This window comes from Streptomyces spongiicola (assembly GCF_003122365.1).
Lineage (GTDB): Bacteria > Actinomycetota > Actinomycetes > Streptomycetales > Streptomycetaceae > Streptomyces > Streptomyces spongiicola.
The window spans coordinates 1,238,841-1,250,000 of the sequence record NZ_CP029254.1 but is presented as its reverse complement, the minus strand read 5'-3'; the positions used below and the strand labels follow the sequence as shown (position 1 = coordinate 1,250,000).

The following is an 11,160-nucleotide window of genomic DNA, read 5'->3' as shown; positions in this document are numbered from 1 at the left end:
ACACACGTGGGAAACGTGTGCGCCGATTGACTAAGGGTTCCTGGGTCAAGCTGATCTGCCCAGGGTAAGTCGGGACCTAAGGCGAGGCCGACAGGCGTAGTCGATGGACAACCGGTTGATATTCCGGTACCCGCTTTGAAACGCCCAGTATCGAGCCCATTTATGCTAAGGCCGTGAAGCCGTCGGCTGAGTCTTCGGACGAGGTCGGAGTGGTGGAGCCGCTGACCCGAGGTGGTAGTAGGTAAGCGATGGGGTGACGCAGGAAGGTAGTCCAGCCCGGGCGGTGGTTGTCCCGGGGTAAGGGTGTAGCCCGAGAGATAGGTAAATCCGTCTCTCATGTGGGTGAGACCTGATGCCGAGCCGATTGTGGTGAAGTGGATGATCCTATGCTGTCGAGAAAAGCCTCTAGCGAGTTTCATGGCGGCCCGTACCCTAAACCGACTCAGGTGGTCAGGTAGAGAATACCGAGGCGTTCGGGTGAACTATGGTTAAGGAACTCGGCAAAATGCCCCCGTAACTTCGGGAGAAGGGGGGCCACGCCTGGTGATCCGATTTACTCGGTGAGCTGGGGGTGGCCGCAGAGACCAGCGAGAAGCGACTGTTTACTAAAAACACAGGTCCGTGCGAAGCCGTAAGGCGATGTATACGGACTGACGCCTGCCCGGTGCTGGAACGTTAAGGGGACCGGTTAGCTCCATTTCGGTGGGGCGAAGCTGAGAACTTAAGCGCCAGTAAACGGCGGTGGTAACTATAACCATCCTAAGGTAGCGAAATTCCTTGTCGGGTAAGTTCCGACCTGCACGAATGGCGTAACGACTTCTCGACTGTCTCAACCATAGGCCCGGTGAAATTGCACTACGAGTAAAGATGCTCGTTTCGCGCAGCAGGACGGAAAGACCCCGGGACCTTTACTACAGTTTGATATTGGTGTTCGGTTCGGCTTGTGTAGGATAGGTGGGAGACTGTGATGCTTGGACGCCAGTTCAGGTGGAGTCGTCGTTGAAATACCACTCTGGTCGTGCTGGATGTCTAACCTGGGTCCGTGATCCGGATCAGGGACAGTGTCTGATGGGTAGTTTAACTGGGGCGGTTGCCTCCTAAAGGGTAACGGAGGCGCCCAAAGGTTCCCTCAGCCTGGTTGGTAATCAGGTGTTGAGTGTAAGTGCACAAGGGAGCTTGACTGTGAGACCGACGGGTCGAGCAGGGACGAAAGTCGGGACTAGTGATCCGGCGGTGGCTTGTGGAAGCGCCGTCGCTCAACGGATAAAAGGTACCCCGGGGATAACAGGCTGATCTTCCCCAAGAGTCCATATCGACGGGATGGTTTGGCACCTCGATGTCGGCTCGTCGCATCCTGGGGCTGGAGTCGGTCCCAAGGGTTGGGCTGTTCGCCCATTAAAGCGGTACGCGAGCTGGGTTTAGAACGTCGTGAGACAGTTCGGTCCCTATCCGCTGTGCGCGTAGGAGTCTTGAGAAGGGCTGTCCCTAGTACGAGAGGACCGGGACGGACGAACCTCTGGTGTGCCAGTTGTCCTGCCAAGGGCATGGCTGGTTGGCTACGTTCGGGAGGGATAACCGCTGAAAGCATCTAAGCGGGAAGCCTGCTTCGAGATGAGGGCTCCCACCCACTTGATGGGGTAAGGCTCCCAGTAGACGACTGGGTTGATAGGCCGGATATGGAAGCCAGGTGACTGGTGGAGTTGACCGGTACTAATAGGCCGAGGGCTTGTCCTCAGTTGCTCGCGTCCACTGTGTTAGTTCTGAAGTAACGAACATGCCGAGACCGTATACCGCCGGTGGTGGGGTGCTGGTCGGCTGGTTCGATTTTTTCATAGGGTTTCGGTGGTCATAGCGTTAGGGAGACGCCCGGTTACATTTCGAACCCGGAAGCTAAGCCTTTCAGCGCCGATGGTACTGCAGGGGGGACCCTGTGGGAGAGTAGGACGCCGCCGAACAATCTTTCAGGACCCGTGGTCCCAGCGTTCAGCTGGGACCACGGGTCCTTTTTGTTTTGCGTGTTTGGATATTTTCCGGAGCGCGCCGGTCCGCCGGCTGCGCGAGAATTGACTGCGGTACCCGAAGACAGGAGCCCCAACGATGCCCACCAACTCAGCCGACGATCGTCCTGAGCGCGAGCCGCGCCACCGAGACGGTGGCGGCGACCGGGGCGGCTATCGCGGTGGCCCGCGTCGTGACGATAACCGTGGCGGCGGCTACCGCCGTGACGACCGGGGCGGGCCGCGCCGTGACGACCGCGATCGAGACCGTGGGGGCTCCTTCCCTCGCGACGAGCGTGGTTACGGACGTCGCGACGACAGCCGTGACGGTCGCTTCCCTCGCGACGAGCGCGCCTATGGGCGTCGTGACGATCGCCGTGATGAGCGTGGTCCGCGTCGGGACGACGATCGCGGTGGTTTCCGTCGGGATGAGCGTGGTCCGCGTCGGGACGACGACCGCGGTGGTTTCCGTCGGGATGAGCGTGGTCCGCGTCGGGACGACGACCGTGGTGGTTTCCGTCGGGATGGGAGCCGTGGCGGTTACGGCGGTCCTCGACGCGACGCCGAGCGCAGGGATGACCGTGGTCCGCGTCGGGACGACGATCGCGGCGGTTTCCGTCGCGATGGCGATCGCCGTGACGATCGCGGTGGTTTCGGACGTCGTGACGATAACCGTGGCGGCGGCTACCGCCGTGACGACCGGGGCGGGCCGCGCCGTGACGACCGCGATCGAGACCGTGGGGGCTCCTTCCCTCGCGACGAGCGTGGTTACGGACGTCGCGACGACAGCCGTGACGGTCGCTTCCCTCGCGACGAGCGCGCCTATGGGCGTCGTGACGATCGCCGTGATGAGCGTGGTCCGCGTCGGGACGACGACCGCGGTGGATTCCGTCGCGATGGGAGCCGTGGCGGTTACGGCGGTCCTCGACGCGACGCCGAGCGCAGGGATGACCGTGGTCCGCGTCGGGACGACGATCGCGGTGGTTTCCGTCGCGATGGCGATCGCCGTGACGATCGCGGTGGTTTCGGACGTCGTGACGAGAGGCCGCGTGGTCCGCGTCGTGATGACGACCGCGGAGGCTATGGGCGGCCTCGCGGGGGTCACCGCGCAGGTGACGACCGTGGAGGCTACGGCCGCCGGGACGAGCGGCGCGACGATCGCGGGCGGGATCGGGATCGGGACCGGGAGCCGATCAAGCGGCTGCCGATTCCCGAGGACGTCACCGGCGAGGAGATCGACAAGGACGTACGCCAGGAGCTTCAGAGCCTGCCCAGGACGCTCGCCGAGGATGTCGCGAGGAACCTCGTCATGGTCGCGCGGCTGATCGACGAGGACCCGGAGCAGGCGTACGGGTATTCGCGCGTGGCGCTACGGCTCGCGTCCCGGGTGGCCGCGGTGCGGGAGGCGGCGGGTTTTGCCGCGTACGCGACTCAGCGGTACCAGGAGGCTCTGGCGGAGTTCCGCGCCGCGCGGCGGATGACCGGCGGTGTCGAGCTCTGGCCCGTGATGGCCGACTGCGAGCGCGGAATGGGCCGGCCCGAGCGGGCGCTGGCGATGGCCGGTGAGGCCGAGGTGCAGAAGCTCGACAAGGCCGGCCAGGTCGAGATGCGGCTCGTCGCCGCGGGCGCCCGCCGGGACATGGAGCAACTCGAAGCTGCCATCGTGACGTTGCAGAGCCCCGAGCTGGCGTCGAACGCGGTGCAGCCGTGGACCGCACGTCTGCGGTATGCGTATGCTGACGCGCTTCTGGCCGCAGAACGGGAGTCCGAGGCGCGGGAGTGGTTCGCCAAGGCCGTCGAGGCGGACAAGGACGGTTCGACCGACGCCTCCGACCGGCTTGCGGAGTTGGACGGCGTGGAGTTCGTCGATGCGCTGGTGGACGACACGGACACCGACACGGACACCGACGTCGAGGCCGACACCGAGGCCGATGTTGACACCGACGTCGAGGCCGACACCGAGGCCGATGTTGACACCGACGTCGAGGCCGGCGGCGCGAGGGCCGACGGCGGTGCCGAGGATGCCGGCGGGTCCGGCGTGCGTCCCCCGGCGGACGACGTTTCCGAGGCTGCGCCCGACAGTTCCCCGGGCGATGATCAGATCGGCGGCGGAAACGCCTGATCCCGCTGCCCGGACGGACGGGCAGACCGGGTGTTGGAGGGCCCGGCTCCTGGGCGCAACAGCTCAAGGGGCCGGGCCTTCCCCGTGCTCCCGCCCTCGCGGTTCTCGGTCCGTCGTGCTCGGTCCGCCGTGCTCGGTCCGTCAGTCCAGGTGCAGGCTGCGCAGGACCAGTCCCGTCGCAGGCTTCGGGCCGAAGGACGTCGATTTGCGCGGCATGGTGACGCCCTGCCGGGCCAGGTCCCGCACGACCTCCTCGCGTACGGGGTGCATCAGCACGGCCGTGCCGCCCCGGCGCTCCGCCTGGATCACCGCTGCCTCCGTGTCGTGGATGTAGGTGATCTGCTCGGGCGAGTCCGGGATGTTCCAGATCCGCTCCAGCAGGGTGGCGTGGAGCACGGTGGCGTCGAGCCGGCGCCAGGCGTCCGGACGGTCGGCCTGGACCGTCCGTTCCAGGAGTGCGGGGTCGGGCCGGTCGATGAGATGGAATCGGCCGTCCCCGGCGAGGATGTAGGCGTTGCCTTCGCCGACGGCCTCCGCCAGGGCGCCGAGGGCGTGGGACAGCGGTCCGTCGATCCGGCGGACGCGGAACAGCCCGTCCACCGCGGCGAGCGCGTCGGTGACCGGCAGCCGGTTCAGCAGCCGGTGGATGGCGCGGACCTGGAGGGGGTAGCGGGCGGTGTCGATGAGCAGGACCAGCCCGTAGTTCCAGGCGCCGGGCGCGCGTTGCTCGTCGCGGAGCCGGAGGTAGGTGGCCCAGCGGTGGTGGCCGTCGGCGATCAGGGCCTGCTGCCGGGCCAGGTCGGCGGCGATGTCCGCCAGGTCCCCGGCGTCGGTGACCGACCAGAGGCGGTGGTCGAACCCGTCTTCGGTGGTCGTCGACAGCAGCGGTTTCTCGTGGATGACGCGCTCGATGACGGCGCTCGCCCCGTTCGCCGGTCCCTCGCTGCGGTAGGTCAGCAGCAGGGGTTCGAGATTGGCGCCGGTGGTGCGCATCAGGTCGGTGCGGTCGGCCACCACGTGCGGCATGACGTCCTCGTGCGGAAGGACGACGCCCTCCTCGGGGGAGGAAAGGGCCAGCGCCCCGATGATGCCGCGTTGCAGGAGGACGCCTCTGCACTGCTCGTAGACGTACAGCGCGGGCTCCGGGTCGGGGGCGAGGACGCCTTCGGCGACCCAGCGGTCGAGGGTCTCGGCGGCCTGCTCGTGGCGCGCGCTGGCGGTCGCCGCCTGAGGGAGGATCAGCCGGACGATGTTGTAGGGGTCCGCGGACTCGAGGTGGTGCAGTCCGTCGGGCCGTACGACGACGTCGTAGGGGGGCGAGGTGACGGCGGCAAGACTGCCGACCCGCTCGGGAACGTAGCGGAGTCCACGGAACGGGACCATGCGCAGACCCTCGGCTGCCCTGTCACCTCGCGCGCTCATTGGTGCATCGTATGTGGCCGGAGTGATGAGCGATGATCTGGGGGAGCGCGTGACGGTGACGCGCCACGCGTCGGGCGCCCCGGCCGCAGGGACCGGGTACCGGGAGATGAGGAGCGGAACGGCATGGGTGAGCAGGGCAGAACCAGCCCGGGTGGCAGTGCGAGGGCACTCAGCGAGGTGTACGACACGGCTCTGCTGGACCTCGACGGGGTGGTGTACGCCGGCGGGGAGCCCGTGCCGCACGCGGTGGCGTCCCTGGGGACCGCTCGCGACGGCGGGATGCATCTGGCGTACGTCACGAACAACGCCCTGCGGACACCGGAGGCGGTGGCGGCGCACCTCACCGAGCTGGGCGTGCCCGCGGAGGCGCACGATGTGATCACCTCGGCTCAGGCCGCGGCCCGGCTGATCGCCGAGCAGGTCCCCCCGGGTTCGCGGGTGCTCGTCATCGGCGGTGAGGGCTTGCGGGTGGCGTTGCGCGAGCGCGGTCTCGAGCCGGTGGACTCGGCGGACGACGACCCGGCGGCCGTGGTCCAGGGGTACGGCGGCCCGGAGCTGGCGTGGGGGCGGCTCGCGGAGGCGTCGTACGCGGTGGCGCGCGGCGTGCCGTGGTTCGCGTCGAACACGGACCTGACGATCCCGGGCGCACGGGGGATCGCGCCGGGGAACGGGGCTGCGGTCGAGGCCGTGCGGATCGCGACCGGCCGCGAGCCGCAGGTCGCGGGGAAGCCGCTGCCGCCGATGCACCGGGAGACGATCCTGCGGACCGGGGCGGAACGGCCGCTGGTGGTCGGGGACCGGCTCGACACCGACATCGAGGGGGCGTTCAACGGAGGGGTGGACTCGCTGCTCGTGCTGACCGGGGTGACGGACCCGGCGCAACTGCTGCGGGCGGAACCGAGGCACCGGCCGACCTACGTGGACGAGGACCTGAGGGGGCTGCTCACCGGACAACCCGAGGTGGGGTCCGCCGGTTCCGGGGAGGGGTTCGCCGTCGGCGGCTGGACGGCCTCCGTGCGGGGGGACGCACTCGTGATCGAGGGGGACGGCCGGCGGCTCGACGGGCTGCGGGCGCTGTGTGCGGCGGCGTGGACGCACGCGGGGGACGGGGTCCGGTCGCCGGAGGCGGGGAGGGCGCTGGCCCGGCTGGGCTGGTGAACGTGTGCGGCGGAGTGGACGCACGCGGGGGACGGAGTCCGGTCGCCGGAGGCGGGGGAGCGAGCCGGAGGCGGGGCGGGTGTCGGATGCGGGGCGGGTGTCGGACGGTTGAACGGGTGCGCGGGGCGGGGCGGATGGGCCGGGGCGGATGGGCCGGGGCGGATGGGCCGGGGCGGATGGGCCGGGCACGCCCTCCTCCCCCTCATCAGGGCCAGTTGGGAGGGTAGGCTAACCTAACCACGTGTTGGTCGACAGTCCTCCCGAACAGAGCGCGGACCCGAAGGCCGCGGTATCCGCCCCCGAGCCGGTCAGGCGCCATGCGCTGCGCGCGGCCGGCCTGCTGCTCGCCGTCGGTGTCCTGGCGCTGGTCTGCGTCGCGAGCATCGCCATCGGTGCCAAGCCGGTACCGGTCGACGACGTGTGGCACGGGCTCTTCCAGAACTCCGGTACCGGCAACGACGTGGTGATCCGCGACCTCCGGGTGCCGAGGACGGTGCTCGGCCTCCTGGCGGGTGTCGCCCTGGGCCTCTCCGGTGCGGTGATGCAGGCACTGACCCGCAACCCGCTCGCCGAACCCGGTCTGCTCGGGGTCAACGCCGGCGCGTCCGCGGCGGTCGTGACGGCCATCAGCTTCTTCGGGGTCACCTCGATCTCCGAGTACGTGTGGTTCGCCTTCCTCGGCGCGGGCGTGGTCTCGGTGGGCGTGTACCTGCTGGGCGGCAGCCGCGGTGCCACACCGGTACGGCTCGCGCTCGCCGGCACCGCCGCCACGGCCGCGCTGTTCGGCTATGTCAACGCCGTACAACTGCTGGACTCGGCCGCCCTGGACCGGCTGCGCTTCTGGACCGTCGGCTCGCTCGCCTCGGCCGATCCCGCGACGATCGGCAAGGTGGCGCCCTTCATCGCAGCCGGGGTGGTGCTGGCCCTGCTGATCGCCCGGCCGCTCAACGCGATGGAGATGGGCGACGACACCGCCCGCGCGCTGGGCGCCCACATCAACCGGACCCGAGCGCTGGCCATGGCCGCGGTCACCCTGCTGTGCGGTGCGGCGACCGCCGCCTGCGGGCCGATCGTGTTCATCGGGCTGATGGTCCCGCATCTCGTACGGGCCGTGACCGGCCCCGACATGCGGTGGATCCTGCCGTACGCCGCCGTGCTGTCGCCCGTGCTGCTGCTCGGGTCGGACGTCGTCGGCCGGATGGTCGCCCGTCCCTCGGAGTTGCAGGTCGGCGTGGTCACCGCGTTCATCGGCGGACCCGTGTTCATCCATCTCGTACGGCGCAAGAGGATGGCGCAGCTGTGAAGGCCGTGAAGGCGATACGCACCCCCGGCGGGCTGTCGGTGCGGGTGGACCCGAGGGCGGCCCTCGTCGTCCTGCTGCTCCTGGCGGCGGCGCTGGCCGTCGCCGTCGTGCTCGTCGGCAGCGGTGACTTCCCGATGGCGCCGGGCGAGGTCGTCGCCACGCTGCTCGGCGACGGCACGGCAGCCCAGGAGTTCATCGTCCGTGACGTACGGCTGCCGCGGGTTCTGGTGGCGCTGCTGGTCGGTGCGGCGCTCGCGGTCGGCGGGGCGCTCTTCCAGTCCATCTCGCGCAATCCGCTGGGCAGCCCGGACGTGCTCGGATTCGCGCAGGGCTCCAGCGTCGGCGCGCTGGTGGTGATCGTGCTGTTCCGCGGTGACTCCCTCGCCACCGCGGGCGGCGCGATGGCCGGCGGACTGGCGACCGGCGCGGCCGTCTACCTCCTCGCCTGGAAGCGCGGTGTGCACGGCTACCGGCTGGTGCTGGTGGGCATCGGCATCGCCGCCATGCTCGCGGGCGCCATCCACTACCTCGTCACCAAGGCCGATCTCGTCGACGCCACCCGGGCCGTCGTGTGGATGACGGGCTCGCTCGACGGCCGGGACTGGAGTCACTTCTGGCCGCTGCTCGCCGTCTGCGCGGTGCTCATCCCGCTGTCCCTGCTCTACGGGCGGCCCCTGCGGATGCTGGAGATGGGCGACGACGCCGCGTACGCGCTGGGGATCGGCGTCGAACGGACACGCGCCGTGCTGATGGGCTCCGCGGTGCTGCTGACGGCCGTCGCGACGGCCGCGGCGGGTCCGATCGTCTTCGTGGCGCTCAGCGCCCCGCAACTCGCCCGCCGGCTCACCCGCTCGCCCGGCCCGAACGTGGCCGCGAGCGCCGTGATGGGCGCCGTCCTGCTGGTCGTCGCCGACTTGGTCGCCACCTCGGCGTTCGGGGACCGGCGGCTGCCGGTCGGCGTCGTCACCGGTGTGCTCGGCGGCGTCTACCTGCTCTGGCTGCTCGTCACCGAACGCAAGGCGGGCCGGATATGACGGCCCGCGCCGGGCACACGAGCGCAGACCCGCCGCACCGGACAGAGAAGAACCCCAGGAGTACCCCCATGCAGCGCCTCACCGCGGAGTCGGTCACCCTCGCCTACGACCGGCGGGTGATCGCCGAGGACCTCTCGGTCGCGATACCCGACAACTCGTTCACGATCGTCGTCGGCCCGAACGCCTGCGGCAAGTCCACCCTGCTGAGGGCGCTCTCACGGATGCTGAAGCCGAGCGAGGGGCGGGTGCTGCTGGACGGGCAGACGATCCAGTCCATGCCCGCGAGGAAGGTCGCGCGGACGCTCGGGCTGCTGCCCCAGTCGTCGGCGGCCCCCGACGGGATCACCGTCGGGGACCTGGTGGCCCGGGGCCGGTACCCGCACCAGGGCCCGCTGCGCCAGTGGTCGCGGGAGGACGAGCGGATCGTGGGGGAGTCGATGGCCGCGACCGGGGTCGCCGGGCTCGCCGACCGCTATGTCGACGAGCTGTCCGGCGGACAGCGCCAGCGGGTGTGGATCGCGATGGCGCTCGCCCAGCAGACGCCGCTGCTGCTGCTCGACGAGCCGACCACCTTCCTCGACATCCAGCACCAGCTGGAGATCCTCGACCTCTGCGCCGAACTGCACGAGACCCAGGGCCGCACGCTCGTCGCGGTGCTGCACGACCTCAACCAGGCAGCGCGCTACGCCACGCACCTGATCGCGATGCGGGACGGGAGGATCGCCGCCGAGGGGCCGCCGGGGGAGGTGGTCACCGCCGGGCTCGTCGAGCGGGTCTTCGGGGTCCGCGCCCAGGTCATCGACGACCCGGAGACCGGTACGCCGCTGGTGGTGCCGCTGGCACGGCGCGGCAGGACGTCCTCACAGACCCCTGAGGCGTCCCTTCCCGGCGCGGCGGCCGGAGCGGCCGCGCCGGTCTCCTGAGACACGGCGGCCGCGACGGCGGCGCACCCGGCCCCGCCCGTGCGGTGGGCGCCACGGCGCCACGGCGCCACGGCGCCCGGACGTCGCCGACGCGGTGGCCTCGGCGGGGCCCCGGCACCGGTCCCGGGCGATACGGCCCTGGTGCCCCGTCGGGCGGGGCCTGACCGTCGGGGAGCGGCGTCCGGTGCGGTGCGCCGCAGCGCGCCGGATCGGCCTCGCGGTGGGCCTGCCCGGTCGGCTGGACAGCGCAGTGGTTCGCCGGGCCGCCAGTGCCGGGCACCGCGACGGGGGGCGACGGAGGCGACGGGGCGAACGCCGCCTGACGCCGTCCTAGAGCAGTGCCCTGAGGCGCAGCAGATCGCGGAAGCCCGCCTCGAGCCTGACCCGGCCGGAGGCCCAGGCCTTCGCGAAGTCCAGCCGTCCGTCGACCATCGCCACCAGGTCGTCACCGGTCATCTCCAGCCGGATGTCGGCCCTCTCCGGGGGCGGTCCGTCGAGCGTGTCGAGCACCGCGATCCGCCCGGCCGCGAGGCGACCGGTGAAGGTGAGGTCCAGGTCCCTGATGTGGCAGCTCAGGGAGCGGTCGAGGGTGGCCGCGCCGCGCACGTCGCCGTCCGCCTTCGCGAGAGTGCCCGAAAGTCTGTCGAGTGCGCCGCGGCACTCCTCTGTCGTCGCCATTGTGATCGACGGTACCCCAGCGCTTCGCGGTAGCGTCTGGGCATGAGCGACTCGATCCACACGCCCCCGGCGGCGCACGAGGCGTCCGGGGCGGCGCAGGTCGGTACGGGGGAGCCGTTCCCGGCGCCGGACCCCGTGGCGGGTCTCCCGGGCGTGCGGCCTGCCCCCGCGCCCGGTGGCGGCTCGGTGGCCGCCCGGGACGGCGCGGGAGGCGGCGTCGCCCGGGACGCCACCCGGTCCACCGTCGCCCGGGACGCCACCGGAGCCGGCCCCGTGGCCGAGGAGCCGGCACACGATCCAGCCGCCGCCCCCGCCCCCGCTCCCGCGCCCGCGCCCCTGGGCGTCGGGCGCGTCCCCACCGGCCACGCCGGCGTCGACGCGCACCTCGAGCGGCTGGGCGACGCCGACCACCTCACGGCGGACGGCCACCTGGCGGTGTACGAGGATGTACACCGGGGGCTGCGCGACACGCTGACCGCGCTGGACACCCGGCCGGACGACCCGTACGACCCCAGGAGCTGAA

General features: G+C 70.5%; 9 protein-coding genes and 2 rRNA genes (1 of these 11 cut by a window edge). 9 read left to right on the top strand and 2 right to left on the bottom strand.

Annotation, left to right across the window (positions count from 1 at the left end; genetic code table 11):
• From DDQ41_RS05360 to DDQ41_RS05345, 4 genes are all read left to right on the top strand, one after another.
• Positions 1-1,734, top strand: a 23S ribosomal RNA gene (locus DDQ41_RS05360); it begins 1,386 nt to the left of the window's first position.
• 104 nt (positions 1,735-1,838) lie between these two features.
• Positions 1,839-1,955, top strand: a 5S ribosomal RNA gene (gene rrf, locus DDQ41_RS05355).
• Positions 1,956-2,191: 236 nt separating this feature from the next.
• On the top strand, positions 2,192-3,322 hold the full coding sequence (locus tag DDQ41_RS32255; protein ID WP_162602617.1) for a hypothetical protein: 1,131 nt from the start codon (positions 2,192-2,194) through the stop codon (positions 3,320-3,322).
• Positions 3,307-4,119, top strand: a complete 813-nt coding sequence (locus DDQ41_RS05345) for a tetratricopeptide repeat protein (protein WP_109293438.1) — start codon at positions 3,307-3,309, stop codon at positions 4,117-4,119. Before DDQ41_RS32255 ends, DDQ41_RS05345 begins: the two co-directional genes overlap by 16 nt.
• Before the next feature lie 141 nt (positions 4,120-4,260).
• Here DDQ41_RS05345 and DDQ41_RS05340 read toward each other — a convergent pair whose 3' ends face one another.
• Positions 4,261-5,541 (bottom strand): DUF1015 domain-containing protein, encoded by a 1,281-nt coding sequence (locus DDQ41_RS05340; RefSeq protein WP_245991325.1) that lies wholly within the window; start codon positions 5,539-5,541, stop codon positions 4,261-4,263.
• A 123-nt stretch (positions 5,542-5,664) separates the two neighbouring features.
• Here DDQ41_RS05340 and DDQ41_RS05335 point away from each other — a divergent pair, with 123 nt between their 5' ends.
• The 4 genes from DDQ41_RS05335 to DDQ41_RS05320 all read left to right on the top strand — a co-directional run bounded on the left by DDQ41_RS05335 (position 5,665) and on the right by DDQ41_RS05320 (position 9,959).
• Positions 5,665-6,699: an HAD-IIA family hydrolase gene (locus tag DDQ41_RS05335; protein WP_109293436.1), complete on the top strand. Its 1,035-nt coding sequence runs from the start codon at positions 5,665-5,667 to the stop codon at positions 6,697-6,699.
• Between the two features lie 241 nt (positions 6,700-6,940).
• Positions 6,941-8,002 (top strand): FecCD family ABC transporter permease, encoded by a 1,062-nt coding sequence (locus DDQ41_RS05330; RefSeq protein WP_109293435.1) that lies wholly within the window; start codon positions 6,941-6,943, stop codon positions 8,000-8,002.
• Positions 7,999-9,036: a FecCD family ABC transporter permease gene (locus tag DDQ41_RS05325; protein WP_109293434.1), complete on the top strand. Its 1,038-nt coding sequence runs from the start codon at positions 7,999-8,001 to the stop codon at positions 9,034-9,036. Before DDQ41_RS05330 ends, DDQ41_RS05325 begins: the two co-directional genes overlap by 4 nt.
• 68 nt (positions 9,037-9,104) lie before the next feature.
• A complete protein-coding gene (locus DDQ41_RS05320; RefSeq protein WP_109293433.1) occupies positions 9,105-9,959 on the top strand; it encodes an ABC transporter ATP-binding protein in 855 nt (284 codons plus the stop codon).
• Between the two features lie 330 nt (positions 9,960-10,289).
• Here the strand turns inward: DDQ41_RS05320 and DDQ41_RS05315 are convergent, their stop codons facing one another.
• On the bottom strand, positions 10,290-10,637 hold the full coding sequence (locus DDQ41_RS05315; protein ID WP_109293432.1) for an SCP2 sterol-binding domain-containing protein: 348 nt from the start codon (positions 10,635-10,637) through the stop codon (positions 10,290-10,292).
• 42 nt (positions 10,638-10,679) lie between these two features.
• Here DDQ41_RS05315 and DDQ41_RS32980 point away from each other — a divergent pair, with 42 nt between their 5' ends.
• On the top strand, positions 10,680-11,159 hold the full coding sequence (locus DDQ41_RS32980; protein WP_109293431.1) for a hypothetical protein: 480 nt from the start codon (positions 10,680-10,682) through the stop codon (positions 11,157-11,159).
• Position 11,160 lies beyond the last annotated feature (1 nt).